This is a genomic window from Levilactobacillus yonginensis, from assembly GCF_003946265.1.
Taxonomy (GTDB): Bacteria; Bacillota; Bacilli; order Lactobacillales; family Lactobacillaceae; genus Levilactobacillus; species Levilactobacillus yonginensis.
The window spans coordinates 109,823-128,326 of the sequence record NZ_RHNO01000001.1; the positions used below are offsets into that span (position 1 = coordinate 109,823).

The window sequence follows — 18,504 nt, forward strand, 5'->3', positions numbered from 1 at the left end:
AGGAGCCAACTAACCATGAAACACATTGTAGCGGGAATCGTTGCCCACGTTGATGCTGGCAAGACCACGCTATCCGAGGGCCTGTTGTATCAGTCTGGTGTGTTGCGCCAACTGGGGCGAGTCGACAAAGGGGACGCATTTCTCGACCCCGACGACCTCGAAAAACAGCGCGGCATTACCATTTTTTCTCACCAGGCCAGCTTTACACACGGTGACCTGAACGTGACGTTACTGGACACCCCTGGGCACGTGGATTTTGCTTCGCAGACTGAACAGGTTTTAAGCGTCTTGGATTACGCCATCTTAGTGGTTTCCGCCACGGATGGTATCCAGGGATACACGCGGACCCTCTGGCGGCTGCTGGATCACTATCAAGTGCCCACGTTTGTTTTTGTGAATAAAATGGACGCAGATACGGCCGACCGCGACCGGGTATTGGCTGAGCTGCAGACCGTCTTTTCTGCGGGCTGTATTGCGTTTGGTGATGATGCAACCGCCGCGGCCGAAGATATTGCCATGCAAGATGATACCGTGTTGGAACAGTATTTGGATACGGGTGAACTGAGTGATGAGACGATTCGTGGCATGATTCAACAGCGGCAGGTCTTCCCGTGTTACTTTGGGGCGGCACTGAAATTAGATGGCGTAGATGCTTTAATGGCAGGGCTAGAAAAGTGGACGCAAGCCCCAACTTATCCGACTGAATTTGGTGCAAAAGTTTTTAAAATTTCCCACGATAAGGGCGAACGATTAACTTGGTTGCGCCTGACTGGTGGCCAATTAGCGACCAAGGCGGTGCTGTTGGGCGAGCAGAAGGTCAACCAACTGCGCGTTTACGATGGCACGAAATACGTGGTCAAGCAAACGGTGACGGCGGGGGACGTCTGCGCCATTCCAAATTTGACGGACACGCATCCGGGACAGGGATTAGGCCGTCAACCTGATGGTCGTACGCCGGAAATTCAACCAGTCTTGAACTACACGTTGGATCCTAAGGACCACGACATTCACGATTGCCTGACGATTCTGCGGCAGTTGGAGGATGAGGATCCACAACTGCACGTAGCGTGGTCGAGTCAGCTCCAAGAGATTCGTGTGCAGATCATGGGTGCCGTCCAACTGGAAATCTTGCAACAAATATTGCGAGACCGGTTTAATTTGGATGTCGGTTTTGGCGAGGGCAGCATTCTCTACAAAGAGACCATCAGCCAACCAGTCGAAGGGGTCGGTCACTTTGAACCGCTACGGCACTATTCCGAAGTCCACCTCCTGATGGAACCCGCACCACGCGGCAGCGGCGTGACGATTGCGGCCGACTGTTCGCTAGAGATTTTAGGGAAAAACTGGCAACATCAGGTGCTCAGCAATTTGCGGGCGAAGGAACACTTAGGGGTCTTGGTCGGGGCACCGCTGACCGACGTGAAACTCACCTTAGTGACTGGTCGGGCCAGTATCGTCCACTCGGTCGGCGGTGACTTTCGTGAGGCCACTTGGCGCGCCGTTCGGCAGGGATTGATGATGCTCAGAGATCAGGGTGGCGACCAGCTCCTTGAACCGTGGTATCGTTTCCGACTTGAGGTGGGGCAAGACCAAGTCGGTCGGGCGATGACGGATATTCAAAAGATGAACGGCAGTTTTGAGACGCCAGATACGGCTGGTGACAGTGGCTTGGCGACGTTGACGGGGGTCGCGCCCGTTTCAGAGATGCAAGACTACGCGCAGGCAGTCAACGCCTATACGCACGGGCAGGGGCAATTGGAATGCCTGATCGATGGCTACCGGCCTTGCCATAACACTGATGAGGTCGTGGCGGCCCAGGACTATGCGCCAGTGGCCGACCTCCCCAATACGCCGGATTCCGTATTTTGTGCGCACGGGGCCGGTTACCCGGTTCCGTGGGACGAGGTGCCGGAGATGGCGCACGTGGATTATGCCTATTCGGCGACAGATTTAGCGCAACTACAAATTGATAGGGGAGTAAAATGATGGACATCGTTTTTAATGAGAGTTTTGGCAACGCCTTGGCGGACGCCCTGAAACAACCCGTGATCGGTCTGCAATTGGACTTGCAGGTTGGTGACTTAGGTCGGCTGACCGGAGAATCAACCGACTTTTGGCAAATGAAAGCCCGGCTAGAGGGGACAACGATGGCCACCGAATTGGCCCAAGCTGTGCAACAAGGAATCGGACAACTGCAAGCGGCCATTGAACGGGGCGATGCGATTCGCGTGTGGTGGAGTGACCATCCCGATGACCGGTTAGGTTTCATGTGGGTATGTGCCCTGATGAAAGATGTGCCTAATCGACTGACACAAATCAAGGTTCCCTTGGAACGGGTTACGAGTGGGTCACCGACTGCGTTTCAGCAGTTTGTGAGCCTGGCTGAATGGGACGGCGACGCAGCTTTGGCGTTCCTTGATGGGGCGACTGATGTGCCTGCCAGTGAACGTCTGGCGATTAGCGACGAGTGGGCGCATCAGGTAGCGGAAAATGCCCCATTGCGCGTGACGGTCAATGGTCACACACTGGGCGTGCCAGCCGATTTCTGGGACAATTTGATCGCCACGGAAATGCAGCCGAATAAATCGGTTATTTGGACGACTGGTCGGGTGCTGGGTGAGCTCCCGGTGGGTCTACCGGACTGGTGGGTGCGTGGCCGATTAGCAGGGCTACGTCAGGCCTAGCTAGAGTGAATACAGGATGAGGGACATGGCTGATCAGGGAAACTGGCAGTGATGTCCTTTTTTTAAATCAGCATAATTGGCGAAACAAATGAGTTGCCTTCGACTGGGACGAAGGGTGTACGCTTACGTCATAAATAATTCAGGAGTGTGATAATTTTGACAAAGACATGGTTAATTACGGGAACATCAACGGGTTTTGGTAAGTCGCTAGCAACCTTTTTAGCGCAAAAGGATGACGTGAACTTAGTGGCTACGGCTCGGCACACGGACCAGTTAGCTTATCTGGACCAATACAATCACGGCCAGATCCTCAAACAGGTCTTGGATGTGACCAAGCCAGACGAAATTACGGCCGCTGTCGCAGCTACGACCGACAAGTTTGGCGCCCTCGATGTCCTGATCAACAACGCTGGTCTCGGGTACTTCGGGACGTTTGAAGAAAGTGACCGGGACGCCGTTCGGTACATGTTTGACGTGAACGTCTGGGGCCTGGTTGATATGACGCGCGCCGTATTACCAACGATGCGAAACCAAGGGGCGGGTATCATCGTGAACTTTTCATCGATTGCCGGATTGGCTTCCTTCCCAACGCTGTCCTTCTATCATGGTAGTAAGCACGCCGTTGAAGGCATTAGCGCGTCATTGGCACAAGAAGTGGCTGACCAAGGCATCAAGGTTATGTTGATCGAGCCAAGTGGTTTCCGGACTGATTGGGCCGGTCGTTCGTCACAAAAGGCCATGCCTAAGATTTCAGCGTACGCGCAGTTCGCCGATAGTATTGAAGGTAGTGAGACCGGGGCGCACCACGAGCCTGGTGATCCTGACAAGGCAGCGGCCATCATTTACGATCAAGTGATGAACCACGCTGCAGAGTTACCGCTGCATTTGCCACTGGGTAAGTTTGCGACGGACACGGCCATTGCTAAGTATGAAAAGTCATTAGCTGACTTTAAGGCGGTTCGGGAGATTTCACTTTCCGCGGACCAACCGGAAGAAAAGTAGGCTTTGAGAGCGTGAGATAAAAGGCGGTTAGTCAATGAGCAGTAATGGCGATAGACGAATAATCCCAATTTTGGATTGTTTGTCTATCAGGTTAAGCGGAGTTAACAGCCTTTTGTCGCACGTTTCGACCCTATATGGTCGGAGCGCAAAAGGGGGTAGGGATTTTGTCCTACCTCCTTTTTTGTCACCAATTTTTCCAGCCGTTAAGGCGCATTAACTAACCCCCTGCTGCCCCAATCAATTTATGTTTCATGTGAAACAATGAAGACCTTTAGAACAACCGGGCAAGTGGGTATAATGAACCTAAAAGTGAGGTCGGTAAAATGAAAATTCAAGAAGGTTACATGCCCTTCGGGTCGTATCAAACGTACTATCGTGTGGTGGGCGATCTAACGAGTGGGTTAACGCCACTATTGCTGCTACATGGTGGCCCCGGGTCGACGCACAACTACTTCGAGGCATTTGATGAATTGGCGGCACAAACGGGGCGGCCCGTGGTCATGTACGATCAATTGGGATGTGGAAAATCATCGCACCCGGCGGATACTAGTCTGTGGCGAGCAGAAACCTGGGTGGCCGAGTTACAGGCTCTCCGTGACTATCTGCACCTCGACCGGGTTCATTTGTTGGGGCAATCCTGGGGTGGAATGCTGGCTATTATTTATCTGTGTGACTATCAACCAGCTGGTATCCAGAGCCTGATTCTGGCAAGCACGCTATCTTCCGCTAAGCTGTGGGCTCAGGAACAACATCGCATGATTCGTTTCATGGCGCCAGCTGATCAGGAAGCCATCAAACTAGCGGAAGCAACGGGTGACTTCACCAGTGCTGCCTATCTGGCGGCTAATGACCGCTACATGGTGGCCCATGCCGCGGGACCAGTGACGGCGGACTCTCCCGAGTTTCTTCGCCGGCCGAAACAGAGTGGCACCGTTGCTTATGAGACGGCCTGGGGGCCTAACGAGTATTTCCCGACCGGTACCCTAAAGAACTACGACTACACAGAAAAATTGACGCAGTTGACGACACCAACCTTGGTGACGAGCGGGACCAATGATTTGTGTACGCCATTAGTCGCCAAAACCATGGTCGATCACCTGCAACACGCGGAGTGGACGCTCTTTGCCCACAGCCGCCATATGGCGTTTATTGACGAAACGCCGGCCTATTTTGCACGCTTGACGCGGTGGTTAGCTGACCAAGAATAATAAGCCGTTATAGACTTAAGGTTAGGCTCACTCAGCCACCTGCGGCGGTCAGAGGTTCCGCCTGCTGTGGGGAACGCCTGCGGCCTGAAAAGCGGTCCTTCGGCTCGGTTTGAAGCCTGGGGAAACCACCAGTCTCCAAACACGTCCCACGCTGTAAGCCGAGAATCGGCTAACACCGTCGACACAGCAAGCTCCACCTCTGACCCCCTCCGGTTAAGCAGGTTCTTGGAAGCTAAGCTAGCTTAGATGTCTAAATCATAGCATTTACTCAATGTTGTTGACGCGCCACTAGGTAGCCGAGAGTGAGCCAAATTTGGTGAACGGTCAGGCGGGAATTTTCCACTATGTCCGACTAGACCCCCAGTACCCAATCCTTGTTGTATCAGGCATAGTGGGTGCTTCAATCTTTAGTTAATTACGTTAAAACGCACGAACACCAGCCAAACTTGGCGGTGTCCGTGCGTTTTTGTAGTGAAAATCGATTACTGTTTTCTCAAAAAGGGGGTGACAAATCTCAACTGAATTTCGTTAGTAAGAGTAAGGGCTAAGTTTCCGAAATATCCATGGCACTGATTCGGCCGTGGCGGCGCGCGTAGAACAAGACGGCCATACCCGAGAATACCAAAGCAATCAGCAGGAGCACGCCCATTTCTGTTAGGGCGGAGTCTCCGATCATCAGCGTTTCACGCAACCCCGTGACTGAATAACTCATTGGCAACCAGGGATGAATGGCCTTGAAGAAACCGTTGGTCAACTGGAGGGGGTAGGTACCAGCCGACCCGCCTAACTGGAGGACCAGGAGGACCATGCTAAAGAAGGCACCCGGTTTGCCAAAGACAAGATTCAGCCAGTAGACGATACTCATGAACGCTGCACCGGTAATGACTAGCATCAGGAACGTTGCCCACGGGTGAATGGGGGCTAGACCATCAATGGCTGCCATGAGTCCGGTCATGAAGAGGGCTTCACCTAGAACAAAGGCACTCATGATGGAAGCTTTGCCTAGCCACCAACGCCAACCGCTCCGGGGGTATTTACGTGGTGTGTACATATCAAACATCAGGTTGAAGGCTAATGCGCCTACAAAGAGAGAAACGGACATCATGTACGGGGCCATCCCCGTTCCGTTGTCCGGGGCGTCGTCGTGGTCACTGTGCTGGGTGGTGGTTGGTTTAGCAAATTGACGGTAGGTCAACTGGGACGGGTGTACGGCTGCTTTACGTCCAGCCATGTTGAGTGATTTGGCCAGCTTCGCATTGCCCGCAGTGACCTTGGTAGCTCCGGTCGTGGCTTGTCCCGCACCAGTTGCCAGTTTTTGCGCACCCGCGGAGACTCGACCACTACCGTTAGCGACCGTTTGCAGGGCCGTCGTCAGTTGGGGCCCACTGGTAGCTAACTTGGTGAGACCGCTGTTTAGAGTGGCTGCCCCATCTGCCAATTGGGTGACACCGGTGGTTAGTCGAGGGGTCTGGTCATTGAGTGTGGTGAGGCCGGACGCAACTGAAGTAGCACCGTTGGTGAGGGTGGCATTTTGTGCAGTTAGTTTTTGGCTACCGTCGGCCAGCTGGGTGGTTCCGTCTGCTAATTTGGCAGTACCAGTCGTCAGTTCCGTACCGCTGTTGTTCAGCTTCGCCGTCCCCGTTGCTAGGCTATTGGCGCCGGTAGCAAGTTTAGCCGTGCTAGTGGCTAGGGCGGGTGTTTGCTGGTGTAAGGTTTGGAGACCATTATCCAGGCTAGTGAGGGCAGTATTAGCTTTTTGTAAGCCAGTGGTCAGCGACTGTGCGTTGGTGGTCAGAGTGGTGATACTGGTAGTTAGCGTATCCTGAGCGCTAGTGGCCGTAGCCAGTGACTTTTGCAGCTGGGCTGCGGCTGCAGTATCGGTGGCCAGGTCAGTCAAATCATTGCTGAGCTGTTTGGCAGCCTTTTGCGCAGCACCAACAGAACTGCTAGTGCTATCGTCAGCCGCTTTTAGCATAGCGGCCTTTTGTGAGGCGGTTAACCCTTGCGCATCAGCGGTACTGGCCAATTTGGATTGAAGAGCACCGCTGTCCGTGTCCGCCAAGGTGGTTAGAGCGGCTTCAAGGGCGGTGGCATCGGTTTTGACCGTTGCGGAACTCTGAGAACTAGTGGCCAATTTTTCAGAAGCCTGCTTGAGGGCGGCCTGTTGTTCTTGCGACGTTTTCAATCCGGCTTGGACCTTTTGCAGGCCACTAGTGAGGGCGGCGGATCCGGTGGCAAGTTGGTCAAAATTGGTTACCAGTTGCTGACTACCATCTGCTAATTTGCCCACACTGGTATCGAGCGTCTGGGTGCTGCCCGCTAGTTTTGTCAGATTACCCTTAAGCTGTTGGGCACCGGTGTTGGCAGTGTGTACACCAGCGACGTAGGTTTGTGTGCCGTTCTGCACGGTACGACTGCCCCGTGTGAGTTGGCCACTAGCGGCGTTCATTTTGCTGGCGCCTTGCGTGTAGGCTGCCACGCCGGTTGCTAAACGCTCGCCACCAGTCTTGAGTTGGCCGATACCACTCACGAGTTGGTGGGATTGGCTGAGTAACTGGTCGAGGCCGGTGCTGATTTTTTGACTGCCGGCCTGGGCCTGTTTTACGCCCGTGACGTAGGCGTTTAATTTGGTCGTGATGGTGGTTTCACCGTTGGTCAATTTGACGTTGCTGGCAGCCAAATTGTTGAGACCCTGGGTAATTTTGCGGTCGGCACTGGTGAGTTGCTGACTCCCAGTTGCCAACTTCTGGCTACCAGTTCCAGCAGTCGAGAGTCCCACGCTGAGTTGCTTAATACTGGTAAAGAGGGTCTTGGCATAGCTTTGGGTGACCGCATTGCCGACGGACTGAGCGGCAGTCTTGGCAGCAGTGGTGGTCATTTTAGCGGCGGTGAAATTGTGGCCGGCACTGGTTTCATAGTGCAGAACCATCTTGTGCGGGGTTCGTTGCATCAAGGTGGTGGCGTTGTGCGAAAAATCTTGGGGAACGGTAATGACCATGTAGTATTTTCCGTGTTGCAGACCGCGCTTGGCGGCGGCCTCATTGGTAACTGGGATGAATTTCATGGCATCGGAGTCTGACAAATTGTGAACTAGGTTTTGACCGGCGGCGAGGTGCTGGCCCTGATAGGTGACGGGGCGGTCTTGGTTGACTACGGCAACGGGTAAGTCCGCAAGCTTGCCATAGGGATCCCACATGGATTTTAGAAAGGTGACTGCGTAAATCGATGGAATCAACATGATTACAATCAATACAATTAATAACAGTTTGTGTTTAATTAAATAACGCCATTCGGCTCGAATCATCGGTGATTCCCTCCTTGAACTGTGGTATGCTGTGAGCAAATATTTTATGCCTCACGTGTGGTTAAAGGATAAGGACTTGGGAACCAAGCGTCCACAACAAAAAGTGGCAACCTGAGGAGTAAGCCACACTTTTGCCACATCTGGGGTCTAACTGGAGGAATACCATGACTGATCGACGCGTTATCAGAACTAACCAGGCACTGCGAGCGGCATTTAGAAAGTTGGCACAGCAGTACCGTTTTCGTGAGTTGACGGTGCAACAGTTGACGGATGAAGCGAATATTAACCGCAAAACATTTTACTTACACTATGACTCGATTGATGACTTGGCAGATAGTTTTACGGCGGAGATTGCGGATCAGTTGTTAGAGCTGCTACTACGTGAACCGGCTAATCATGATCCATTGCATCATCCAGGGGTTTGGTTTGACCGGTTGGACGCCTTCTTTGAGGAGGCACCGACCTTTTACACGTTCATTTTAAATTCGGATGACTACAGTTTTCTTTCACGGCGGGTCAAGCATCGAGTAGCAACGGGGCTGGCGGCTAGTTTTGAAACGGACTACGGCCTGAATGCGACGGATGCCAAGCTCGCTGTGACGTTTCTGATCGACAATACCCTCACGTTATTTCGACTGTACATCACCGGTCAGTTGGACTTGTCGGTAGCGGCGTTTCGCGAGCGCATCGTGACGCTCAATCTTCGGGGGATGCAGGGATTTTTGGCGGAAGTAAAGCAGAAAAAATAAATTTTGAAACGTTTCTGTTGGCGTTATCCGGTCCGCGACGTCACTCAACATAGTCGAACGGCGGGGAAGGTTCATCACTTTGCGCAGGGGGCTAAGTTTATGGTGTGGGTATCAGCCATCACAATTTGATGACACGATTCGTCCTGGAAAACGGCCACTATGTGACAGCGAATAGGAAGTTAGTTATGGCAGTTACAAAAAAGACGAATCTGGGGAAAATCTCAGATTCGTCTTTTTATATTTGAAAAGGTGCGTATCAGAAGGCGGCTAGTTTATTTCTGATGAATAAAGACCAGCTCATCATCGGTTGACCGCAGGGCATCAAACGCCCAATCGGGGTGATCAAAGGTAGTGACATCCTGGATATCGGTCGCATGGTGTTCCGCCAAGAACCGTACCATTTCGCCCCGTGCCATCTTAGCCAGTGTGGCCTTGGTCTTCACCTGACCGTCGACCAGACTGCCGAAAACGACCGTAACGAGTCGCTGCCCTGGCTGGAGGTAGGGCCGAATAGTCTTTGCGTATTCCTGTGAGGCTAAGTTAATGATGGGTTCCGTGGGCGGCGTTGCTAGCGCTTGGTACAGGCGGTCGCCCCAGAACGTGTAAAGGGAATTGGCACCCGCCACCTGAAGGTGTGACTGCATTTCCAGACGGTAGGGCACGATGCCGTCGAACGGTCGGAGAATCCCGTAAAAGCCGGATAGGATACGTAGGTTTTTGCGGATATAGTCTAGAGCCGCTGCTGTAAATAAGTCCGGGGCCATGTACTGGTATTGGATACCGGAGAACGCTAGGATGGCCGGGGTGAGTTGGCGGTTCAAGTCGAGTTTTTGTAACCAGTCATAGTTGGGTTGCGCGAGCTTGTCGCTGCAGTGCCAAAGTGCCTTGGCTTCCGCGTAGGTTAACTGCCGAAGTGCTGCCAGAATCTGCTGCGTTTGGGCCAGGTATTGGGGGTGACCGTCACAGCCAAACGTGTCCGTGTCGACCACCATTTTCTTGGCGGGAGCAATGATTATTTTCATGGTGCCGGGACCTTCTTTCTCGAGGTGCTTGTCCCATTAGTATACCAATAATTAACTAAAAAACGCCCCAGCACGGTGGGAATTTCCTAACCATGCTGGGGCGTACGTTTAATTTTAAAATTTAAGCTTCGTTGACTTGGCCAAGCTTACGGAAACTCGGAATCGTCAGCATGACCGTGAAGCTGATCAGGTAGAGCACGGACAGGAAGCCCATGACCACGACCAGACTGTAGTGGTCCATCAGAAAGCCGATGGCGACGGAAGAGAACCCCCCGATAGCCCGACCAACGTTGACGATGACGTTGTTGGCCGTGGAACGAATCTCCGTTGGGTAGAGGCGACTGATGACGGCGCCGTAACCCCCAAACATGCCGTTAGAGAAGAATCCGATAACGGCACCTGCGAGGACCAGTGTGAACTGGTTAAAGGCCAGCGTAATACTGAAGACGGCGATGGCGCTGGCAATCAGAAAGATGCCAAATGCCCGCCGGGGACCAAAGTAGTCGAGAATACTCCCGAACGTTAACATCCCAATGCTCATACCGACAATCGTGGCAATCATCCAAACAGACGAGCCAGCCACCGTCAAACCGAGCTTTTGCTGCATGATGGCAGGTAGCCAGTTCATTAGGCCAAAGTAACCGGCAATCTGAACAATCACCATCACCATCAGCGCCAACGTCTGGTACGCCAGTTGTGGTGTCTTGAACAGTGAGCGAATCTGGACTGGTTGGCGGTCGGCCTTGGGCGCGTGTTTAGCGGCTAAGAACTCATCGCTTTCGTGCAGGTGCCGCCGAATGAAGTAGGTCAGGGCGACTGGAATCAGCCCAAAGACGAAGAGGGCTTGCCAACCCAGCGTGGGAATGATGAAGGCTGCGGCAACAGCGGCGAGAATTGCGCCCACCTGGCCACCAATAGCGGCCAGGGAGGTCATCTTACCAATCTTGTTATGTGCAAAGTTTTCGGCAATCAGAGCGATTCCAACGCCATATTCACCACCGGCACCGATGCCAGCGATGAAGCGAAACAGGTAAATCAGGTGAATATTGCTAGCGAAGGCCATGGCCGCCGTAGCGAAGGCGAAAATGAAGATGGTGTGCGAGAAGATCTTGACGCGGCCAAAGCGGTCGGCCAAAATACCAAATAAAATACCACCCACTAGCATACCCAGGTTCGTGATCGATGAAATCAAGCCAGCTTGGGCACCGCTGATATGTAAATCGGCGATGATCGATGAAAGTGCGAAGGATAGAAACATAACGTCCATGTTTTCCAAGGCAAATCCTGCTGAAGTTGAAGCGATGGTCCACTTCTGGTGGGTGCTAAGCGCGCGGTCGTGCATAGTGTTCTCCATATTCAATTTCCTCCAAAATGAATGTTCTCTGACATTCGTTATTTTTGCCGGTTTCCCGGGGTGTTGTTAGTATTGTGCCATGATACTCGCTAAAAAGCAACCGTTCGGGCGTTTATTAATTTAATTATACGGCTTGACGTTTTTACCAGTCTAAGGTAAACTCAATCAAAATCAACTTTAACTTAGCCCTGTGAGACTAAAAAGGTGAACGGATGACCGCCCTCAGTGGAGATACTGGGGATGGTTAAAACCGGGTAGCCCGCTGCAGGCTACCCGGTTTTTTTGAGAGAAAGGTGGATTCGATGCGACCCGTTATTATTGCGTTAGACTTTCAAAATCAGTCCCAAGTTTTCCAGTTTCTCGATCAATTTCCACACCAGGACCAGCTAATGGTCAAGGTGGGCATGGAAATTTTCTACGACGCTGGTCCCCAGATTTTACGGGAGTTGCAAGCCCGCCAGTTGCGCGTGTTCCTAGACCTCAAGCTCTACGACATTCCCCACACGGTCGAGCAGGCGATGGTGCAGCTTGGACGACAAGGCGTGGCCATGGTCACGGTTCACGCGGCCGGTGGGGCGACCATGATTGCGGCGGCTAAACGGGGCCTCCTTCGTGGGAGTGAACTAGCAGGGGTCCAGCCAGCGCGTTTATTGGCCATCACGCAGCTGACCTCCACCTCTGAAACCCAGATGCAAGCGGAACAATTGGTCACGGCTGATCTGACCACTGCGGTCACCCATTTGGCCCAACTGGCACATGCGAACGGGGCGGATGGTGTTATTTCTTCTGCCCTGGAAGACGCGCAGATCCACGCGGCCACGAGTCCCAAGTTTCTCTGCATCAATCCCGGGATTCGACTCGCAACGGATGATCCTAACGACCAACAGCGGGTGGTGACTCCGGCCCAAGCGGCCGCGCTTGGTAGTGATGGAATCGTCGTTGGCCGGTCCATCACGCAGGCCAGTGATCCGGTTGCAGCGTATCAGCAGATTTTACAAGAATGGGAGCGGAAATAATGACAATTGACCAGCAAATCGCAACGGACCTCTTAGACATTCAGGCGGTCACCTTGGCCCCTAACCACCCATTCCTGTGGGCTAGCGGGATGCAAGCCCCCATTTACACGGATAATCGTAAGACGATTGCGTACCCGCAAGTGCGCGCAGAGATTGCAGATGGGTTAGCAGCATTGATCAGGGAGCGGTATCCGGAAGCGACGGTGATCGGTGGGGTCGCGACCGCCGGAATCCCCCATGCGGCGCTAGTTGCGGATCGGTTAAACTTGCCGATGAACTACGTGCGCGCTAAGCCTAAGGACCACGGTAAGGGCAAGCAAATTGAGGGGCAGATTTCCGCGGAAGAACGGGTCGTCTTGATCGATGATTTGATTTCAACTGGCGGCAGTGTGTTGGCCGCTGCCAAGGCCGTACAAGCGGTAGGCGCCAAGGTGTTGGGTGTCGTCGCCATTTTCTCGTACGAACTACCAGATAGTGTGGTCAACTTTCAACAGGCGGGCTTGACGCTGACGCCATTGACCACGTACAGCGCTTTGATTGCGGTCGCGCGGCAACAGGGGGAGATGACACCAGCCGAGTTTGCGTCACTGCAACAGTGGCGGGAAGATCCCTGGGGTTGGCCGAAGTCAGCTCAATAATGTGAGTAATAAGCTAAGAGAGTGGGACAGAAGGCGGTTAGTCAATGAGCATTAACGTCGATAGACGAATAATCCCGGTTTTGGATTGTTTGTCTATCGGGGTTAAGCGGAGTTGACTGCCTTTTGTCGCACGTTTCCGCAATATATGTTCGGAGCGCACGAAGGGTCTGAGACTTTTGTCCCAGACCCTTTTTGAAAAATATTTTTTTAAAAAACGGCTAATTCTGTGACGAAATGGGTGTGCTCATTTAATAATTACTAATGTAATCAATTAGTAATTAGCGTATAGGGAGAAAATAGGGGTATCGACGACAATTTGGCGGGAATTGCGTGTCTTGTCTGATGTGGATGGGCGATTAGCACTTGTAAATAATTAATATGAAATGGAATCCATAATCACTAACTTATCAAAATGCCGAATTAAGCGTTTTCAAACAAGTCCAAGTCTTGTAGTATTGGAGGGGAAGTTTGTACATAGTAGGAGGAGTTTTCATGAAGCAACTAACCTTTCAACACGTTAAACAGCGACTCATTCTAGTAACGGCAATTGTGGCCCTGGTTCTTGGAGGAACCGGCGTCACTTTGCCAGCCTTTGCCAGTGATACGACGACACCAACGGTTTCAACGACAACGCCGACCGGGAGTCAAACGCTGACTCAGGCCCAGTACGAACACGCCACGGCCACGCAACTGGCCGATATGGTGCGTTCTGGCAAAGTGACTAGCCAACAGCTGATTCAGTTAGCGTTGGCTAAAGTTAAGCAGGATAATCCACAACTCAATGCGGTCCTGACTATGCGGGAGGACGCGGCTTATAGTGAGGCCGCAGCGCTGAAGGATACCGGTCAGCCATTCTATGGCGTACCAGTCTTGATCAAGGGACTGGCGCAGGAATTGAAAGGGGAGCCCGCCACGCAAGGGTTACCTTATTCTAGCGACCGAGTGGCGAGCTACACGAAGCCATTTGTCACAAAACTACAGAGCTTAGGCTTCATTGTGATCGGTCAGACGAACTATCCCGAATTGGGATTGACCAATATTACGGATTCAAAGCTCTACGGAGCCGCCAAGAATCCTTGGAACACGAGTGATAATCCTGGCGGTTCGTCTGGTGGGGCAGCGGCTAGTGTTGCCGATGATATGGTGCCACTGGCAACCGGGAACGATGCTGGTGGGTCACTGCGGATTCCTGCCTCCTGGTCGGGAGTCATTGGGTTAAAGCCGACTGCGGGGATGATTCAAGGTGATAGTGCTAGCAGCAGTATGGCTAGTTTTGCGGAAACTAAGAGCATGCAGGATACGCAGACACTCTTTGACAACATGCTCAGCGGGAATGTGACCGCTGATGCCGCACCGCAGGATTTGAAATCAGTAAAGATTGCTTACTCAACGAAGTCACCCGTGGGCACGCCGGTGAGCCAGGATGCTGTGAACGCGGTGATGCGCAGCGTTTCGTTCCTGAAGGCTCAAGGATTCAACGTGGAACAGGCGGACAGCCCAGTAGATGGGAAAGCCTTGATGCAGGCCTACTACAAAGGGGCCACATCGAGCGGGTTTGCAGCGAACTCGTTTGCCAGATCAGCCTTCAAGCGGGACCTAGAGCCAGATGACGGTAGTATTATGACTTACGCGTTGTTCGAGGCTAGTAAGAAGCTGGCCGCGGATAGTCAGAATCAGGCAAGCTATCAGGCGGAAATTGCCACGGCCAAGCAGCAGATGGCCGACTTCCATCAAAAATATCCGTTGTACCTAACGCCAACCACGGCGACTACCGCGCCTAGTAACACCGATCCGGCCTACTTACCGGAATACGTTGAGAAGATGCGTAACATCTCTTCGTTAGACAGTCAGGATCAGATGCAATTAATTTACGATGCCTGGTTGCATGGCTTGAGTAAGTCGCCATTTACGCAATTGGCTAACGTGACGGGGGAACCGGCCATCAGCTTGCCAACCTACGTTAGTGGCAACCAGATGCCATTAGGGATTCAGCTTGAAGCAGCTACGAGTCAGGACCGCTTACTCTTGGCGATGGGTGATCTCTTCGAAAAGCAGGGCCAATTGAAGTTCTTGGACGATCAGAAGCAACCGGCCACGACTACGCCAGCGCAACCTACTACGCCAGCGAAGAAGCCAGCCGTCACGACAACGAGTCCCGATAAGTCCGTTACCGTACGTTTTCCGACACAGATATATGCTAAAACAGCGGTTAACCTCTATAAGGACGCCAATCTTACGAAACGCGTTCGGCATTATCGCGCTAAGCCACGGACTAAGAGTACAACGTTCAAGGTGTTAGGCGTCGCTTACTCCAAGCATGGGACGCTGCGTTACCGGGTCAAGGGTGGTTACGTGACTGCCAATTCGAAGCTAGTGGCGGCACTTTACTACCAGAAGAACCCTGGTAAAGTTCGGGTCATCAGCCGAGGTGGTCTTTACGAGTATCAACACTTGACGTTTAAGCAGAGTCAACGGGTTAAACACGTTAAGCAGGGACACGTGTTAAAAATCAAGTCAATTAAGGTTCATGGTCAACGGACTCGGTTAGTACTGACAAATGGTCACGTCATTACAGGAAACAAGCAATTTTTAATTAAGAAGTAGTGAAATAACGTCGATACCATTTGGGTGTCGGCGTTTTTGTGGTCTGAAAATAGACAAAAAACAGCCCTACGCAGAGCGTAGAGCTGTCAGTGGTGAGGTGCGGCGACCTTCGGAATGCTTGCGCACCGATCGCGTACCCCCACCTTGGTTTGGCACCAGGAGCTAGTATCGCACGTGGCAAGAATGAAGTCAAGGATATTTAAGGATTGTTTCATGTGAAACATCCTGGCATGATATCTCCCCAAAGCCCCGGCCGTGTGCGATAATTGGAGAAAATAGTGCGGGGAGATGGCGTCAAATGGAGTTAACCACGACGGTGTGGACGGCGGCAACTTATCAGGAATTCTTGCAAGACTTACGGGATTTGGGGGATGACCACTTCCGGGATCGGAGTGCAAAGATTGTAGCGACCGAGCGACCATTGTTGGGAATCCCAATGAAGACGCTGCGGTCACTTGGGGTGGCAATCAGTCAGGGGATGCCACACGATTTCTTAGCAGTAGCTGGGACAGAATATTATGAAGCGGTTATCATTCAGGGGTACGTGCTGAGTCGATTGCCACTGGATGTTGCTTACTTTACGAAGCTATGCGACGCCTACATTTCTAAGGCGGAAAACTGGTCGGTGTGTGATATGGTGATTCATTTTAATCAGGTCAAAGCGTTCCGGGCGGAATTTTTGACCGTGATTCAACGTTACCTGCAGTCGGACAATCCATGGTTTCAGCGGACCGGGTTGGTGTTTCTCCTGAAGTTCTATCTAACACCTGAATTCACTGAGGTTGCCCTACAATTAGCGGTGAGCGTAGTCAGTACCAACTATTACGTGCAGATGGGCCAGGCCTGGTTACTGGCGGCGGCCTTTCCTAACCAACAGGCCACAATCTATCATCTGTTGCGGACGGAGTTTTCCCTGCCAGTTGTGCAGCGGACTGTTCAGAAGATTAAATCGTTGCGACACACGACAACGAACGAGAAGGCTTCGTTAACGGCGTTATTGGCTGAGAAGCGGACTGAAGCGAAACGAAGGGGCGGGCAAGCTTGAAGACGTTACAAACGAAGTTAACGCAATTGTTTCAGATGCCGTTGCTAGTGGTTCAGCTGTTAGCGGCGTGGTGTGTTGCCATTTTGGTGATCTGCTTGTGGCTACTGGCGACGCATTTTTCAGCGTAAACGTGATTACGGCGTTTGGCCTGACCTTGCCGTCGGTCCTTCATGCGACGTGGAGCGGCTGTAAATTGCTATTTTGGTATGGGGTCTTTTCACTGATTCCATGGCAGTGGTCGTTGGTAATACCGGTCATGTGGAATTTAGCATCGCTGACTGGTGCTGGGCTACAACTGGTTTTGGCCCTATTACAGGGAAATTTAGCGGTCGCTATCTTAAGATTAGCCTTTATCTTGGGGCTAGGCGTCGCCACGTTTTATCTAGCGCTGCTGGCCCGTAAAACACAGTTGGTAGCACCGTTAAGGGTCAGTGGGGCTGTTTACTTGCGTCGTTGGTGGCAGGCCTTAGCGGCAAACATCAGGTTAAATTGGCGGAGGTTAGCCGGTGGTTGGGCGCTGTACGTGTTGAGTTTAGCGATTTTTAATCCAGGCCAGTTATTTTAAAGCTTTTCTACAGTGTTGTTTTTGACACCGTCTTTGTTTGGCTATTTGTATTGATTTTGTTATTAATAATAAATTGTGATTAATAACAAAGCACTGTGGCCTTTGGACGACAAGGCTTCCTGCACTGCCTGCAGAATTAATCGGATTGCTACCCCATTGAAAGGTCAGCGGGGGTAGCTTAGAATGAGAGTGGTTAGGGGACAGAACTTTTTTATCACTTGAAATCGGAGGAGCGACAGATGAACATGAAACGGATGGTCACCTTGCTATTAGCTGCAGTAATGGTGTCAACGGCGGTTGTTACACTTGGAACTCAGCAGGTAGCGGCGGCGAAGACCCGCTACACAATCAGGACTTTTCCCAAACGTATGCGGGGAACGTGGTATACCTATTCAGGGGGCAGGTATTATCGCGTCAAGATTACGGCCAAGAAAATCAGTGGCGCAGCGGGTACATGGCATTTACACCCTAAGAAGGTCACAGCAACCACTAATTTTCGCAGTCGGCGACATCGCAATTGGATCTATGGGACGACGTTTAAAATTGACGGTGAAAAGTGGACGTGGACGTACGGTTGGACCCAGGGAGCTGGCGCAGGGGACTACTATCGTGGCGTTGCCCATCGACTCGATGGTAAGACGTATCACACGCTGCAATTGGCAAGTGGTGCTGAAGCTTGGACCGATGCGTACGCCTATCATAGTAAGCGTGCCGCGAAGAAGTATGCTAACCATTTTTTCGGGAATGAGCGGCTACGCGATGATTTTTAAATAATTTAGGAGACGATACATAGTGAAGTTGAAAAAAATGTTCATGTTCGTGGCGTTATTAGTGGGTGTTGGAATTGGGTTAGGAATGATGCAATCGCCAGTATCGGCTAGTGCTAGTCGGGCGATTCCACGGGCTTACCGGGGACACTGGTATGGCAATCACACGACGTTTATCGTGAAAAAGCATTCGGTGTATTCGAATTATAATGGCACTAAAAGTACCCTTAAAGGGAAACGACTCTACGTTTCTAATGGAAAAAATGGCTGCGCTTGGGGAGTTAGTGGTACCGATGCAATATTGTCGAACAAACGCGTAAAACGGACAATTCATGGTAAACGCCAGGCTGTGTTGATGAATTTTGCGGACGATTACAAGCCCGCTGCACCCTACTCTGTCCGATACTTCACGCGACACAAGTCGGATCGCAATAAGAAACTGATGGGTCACGTGAATTACAGATTTTAACTGAGGAGGTACTGGATGAGAATCTGGTGCCTTTTTGCTGGCGGTTTTCGAGCATTCAGAAGATGTATAATGAGGAC

17 protein-coding genes are annotated in these 18,504 nt (G+C 51.9%); 14 read left to right on the top strand and 3 right to left on the bottom strand.

The window, feature by feature from the left end; all coding sequences use genetic code 11:
- Nucleotides 1–15: 15 nt before the first annotated feature.
- From EKM87_RS00455 to pepI, 4 genes are all read left to right on the top strand, one after another.
- Nucleotides 16–1,986 carry an elongation factor G gene (locus EKM87_RS00455; protein ID WP_125680712.1) on the top strand — a complete coding sequence of 657 codons (1,971 nt, stop codon included), beginning with the start codon at nucleotides 16–18 and terminating at the stop codon, nucleotides 1,984–1,986.
- Nucleotides 1,986–2,684 carry a DUF1835 domain-containing protein gene (locus EKM87_RS00460; protein WP_164506397.1) on the top strand — a complete coding sequence of 233 codons (699 nt, stop codon included), beginning with the start codon at nucleotides 1,986–1,988 and terminating at the stop codon, nucleotides 2,682–2,684. The genes EKM87_RS00455 and EKM87_RS00460 overlap by 1 nt, the downstream gene beginning before the upstream one ends.
- A gap of 153 nt (nucleotides 2,685–2,837) precedes the next feature.
- The gene (locus EKM87_RS00465) at nucleotides 2,838–3,686 is read left to right on the top strand and encodes an oxidoreductase (RefSeq protein WP_125681001.1); all 849 of its coding nucleotides are present in this window, start codon (nucleotides 2,838–2,840) and stop codon (nucleotides 3,684–3,686) included.
- 323 nt (nucleotides 3,687–4,009) lie between these two features.
- Nucleotides 4,010–4,894, top strand: coding sequence for a proline iminopeptidase (gene pepI, locus EKM87_RS00470; RefSeq protein ID WP_125680716.1), 885 nt, complete (start codon nucleotides 4,010–4,012; stop codon nucleotides 4,892–4,894).
- 544 nt (nucleotides 4,895–5,438) lie between these two features.
- Here pepI and EKM87_RS00475 read toward each other — a convergent pair.
- Nucleotides 5,439–8,198 (bottom strand): YhgE/Pip domain-containing protein, encoded by a 2,760-nt coding sequence (locus tag EKM87_RS00475; protein ID WP_125680718.1) that lies wholly within the window; start codon nucleotides 8,196–8,198, stop codon nucleotides 5,439–5,441.
- A gap of 164 nt (nucleotides 8,199–8,362) precedes the next feature.
- On the opposite strand from EKM87_RS00475, the gene EKM87_RS00480 reads away from it, so the two are divergent.
- The gene (locus tag EKM87_RS00480) at nucleotides 8,363–8,947 is read left to right on the top strand and encodes a TetR/AcrR family transcriptional regulator (RefSeq protein WP_125680720.1); all 585 of its coding nucleotides are present in this window, start codon (nucleotides 8,363–8,365) and stop codon (nucleotides 8,945–8,947) included.
- Between the two features lie 128 nt (nucleotides 8,948–9,075).
- Entirely contained in the window at nucleotides 9,076–9,192 is a 117-nt protein-coding gene (locus EKM87_RS12695; RefSeq protein WP_225428361.1) for a DUF5776 domain-containing protein, read from the top strand.
- 27 nt (nucleotides 9,193–9,219) lie between these two features.
- On the opposite strand, the gene yaaA is transcribed toward EKM87_RS12695, so the two are convergent.
- Together yaaA and EKM87_RS00490 are read right to left on the bottom strand one after the other, a co-directional pair.
- Nucleotides 9,220–9,969, bottom strand: coding sequence for a peroxide stress protein YaaA (gene yaaA / locus EKM87_RS00485; RefSeq protein WP_125680722.1), 750 nt, complete (start codon nucleotides 9,967–9,969; stop codon nucleotides 9,220–9,222).
- Nucleotides 9,970–10,090: 121 nt separating this feature from the next.
- Nucleotides 10,091–11,323 carry an MFS transporter gene (locus tag EKM87_RS00490; RefSeq protein ID WP_191988544.1) on the bottom strand — a complete coding sequence of 411 codons (1,233 nt, stop codon included), beginning with the start codon at nucleotides 11,321–11,323 and terminating at the stop codon, nucleotides 10,091–10,093.
- Nucleotides 11,324–11,625: 302 nt separating this feature from the next.
- Here EKM87_RS00490 and pyrF point away from each other — a divergent pair, with 302 nt between their 5' ends.
- The 8 genes from pyrF to EKM87_RS00525 all read left to right on the top strand — a co-directional run bounded on the left by pyrF (nucleotide 11,626) and on the right by EKM87_RS00525 (nucleotide 18,427).
- Nucleotides 11,626–12,339: an orotidine-5'-phosphate decarboxylase gene (gene pyrF / locus EKM87_RS00495; protein WP_125680726.1), complete on the top strand. Its 714-nt coding sequence runs from the start codon at nucleotides 11,626–11,628 to the stop codon at nucleotides 12,337–12,339.
- Nucleotides 12,336–12,977 carry an orotate phosphoribosyltransferase gene (pyrE, locus tag EKM87_RS00500; protein WP_164506403.1) on the top strand — a complete coding sequence of 214 codons (642 nt, stop codon included), beginning with the start codon at nucleotides 12,336–12,338 and terminating at the stop codon, nucleotides 12,975–12,977. The genes pyrF and pyrE overlap by 4 nt, the downstream gene beginning before the upstream one ends.
- Nucleotides 12,978–13,469: 492 nt before the next feature.
- Nucleotides 13,470–15,581, top strand: coding sequence for an amidase family protein (locus EKM87_RS00505; protein ID WP_125680730.1), 2,112 nt, complete (start codon nucleotides 13,470–13,472; stop codon nucleotides 15,579–15,581).
- 298 nt (nucleotides 15,582–15,879) lie between these two features.
- Entirely contained in the window at nucleotides 15,880–16,626 is a 747-nt protein-coding gene (locus EKM87_RS00510) for a DNA alkylation repair protein (protein WP_125680732.1), read from the top strand.
- Nucleotides 16,623–16,754: a hypothetical protein gene (locus EKM87_RS12580; protein WP_263853757.1), complete on the top strand. Its 132-nt coding sequence runs from the start codon at nucleotides 16,623–16,625 to the stop codon at nucleotides 16,752–16,754. The genes EKM87_RS00510 and EKM87_RS12580 overlap by 4 nt, the downstream gene beginning before the upstream one ends.
- Nucleotides 16,755–16,882: 128 nt before the next feature.
- The gene (locus tag EKM87_RS00515) at nucleotides 16,883–17,191 is read left to right on the top strand and encodes a hypothetical protein (protein WP_125680734.1); all 309 of its coding nucleotides are present in this window, start codon (nucleotides 16,883–16,885) and stop codon (nucleotides 17,189–17,191) included.
- A 239-nt stretch (nucleotides 17,192–17,430) separates the two neighbouring features.
- Nucleotides 17,431–17,961, top strand: coding sequence for a hypothetical protein (locus tag EKM87_RS00520; protein WP_125680736.1), 531 nt, complete (start codon nucleotides 17,431–17,433; stop codon nucleotides 17,959–17,961).
- 22 nt (nucleotides 17,962–17,983) lie between these two features.
- A complete protein-coding gene (locus EKM87_RS00525) occupies nucleotides 17,984–18,427 on the top strand; it encodes a hypothetical protein (protein ID WP_125680738.1) in 444 nt (147 codons plus the stop codon).
- Nucleotides 18,428–18,504: the final 77 nt, after the last annotated feature.

What these genes read in the sequence shown, in the direction of transcription:
- EKM87_RS00460 (WP_164506397.1), top strand. Translation starts at nt 1,986, where the DNA reads ATGGACATCGTTTTTAATGAGAGTTTTGGCAACGCCTTGGCGGACGCC.
- EKM87_RS00480 (WP_125680720.1), top strand. Translation starts at nt 8,363, where the DNA reads ATGACTGATCGACGCGTTATCAGAACTAACCAGGCACTGCGAGCGGCA.
- EKM87_RS00510 (WP_125680732.1), top strand. Translation starts at nt 15,880, where the DNA reads ATGGAGTTAACCACGACGGTGTGGACGGCGGCAACTTATCAGGAATTC.
- pyrF (WP_125680726.1), top strand. Translation starts at nt 11,626, where the DNA reads ATGCGACCCGTTATTATTGCGTTAGACTTTCAAAATCAGTCCCAAGTT.
- EKM87_RS00490 (WP_191988544.1), bottom strand. Translation starts at nt 11,323, where the DNA reads ATGGAGAACACTATGCACGACCGCGCGCTTAGCACCCACCAGAAGTGG.
- EKM87_RS00515 (WP_125680734.1), top strand. Translation starts at nt 16,883, where the DNA reads ATGTGGAATTTAGCATCGCTGACTGGTGCTGGGCTACAACTGGTTTTG.
- EKM87_RS12695 (WP_225428361.1), top strand. Translation starts at nt 9,076, where the DNA reads ATGACACGATTCGTCCTGGAAAACGGCCACTATGTGACAGCGAATAGG.
- pepI (WP_125680716.1), top strand. Translation starts at nt 4,010, where the DNA reads ATGAAAATTCAAGAAGGTTACATGCCCTTCGGGTCGTATCAAACGTAC.
- EKM87_RS00475 (WP_125680718.1), bottom strand. Translation starts at nt 8,198, where the DNA reads ATGATTCGAGCCGAATGGCGTTATTTAATTAAACACAAACTGTTATTA.
- yaaA (WP_125680722.1), bottom strand. Translation starts at nt 9,969, where the DNA reads ATGAAAATAATCATTGCTCCCGCCAAGAAAATGGTGGTCGACACGGAC.
- EKM87_RS00455 (WP_125680712.1), top strand. Translation starts at nt 16, where the DNA reads ATGAAACACATTGTAGCGGGAATCGTTGCCCACGTTGATGCTGGCAAG.
- EKM87_RS00505 (WP_125680730.1), top strand. Translation starts at nt 13,470, where the DNA reads ATGAAGCAACTAACCTTTCAACACGTTAAACAGCGACTCATTCTAGTA.
- EKM87_RS00520 (WP_125680736.1), top strand. Translation starts at nt 17,431, where the DNA reads ATGAACATGAAACGGATGGTCACCTTGCTATTAGCTGCAGTAATGGTG.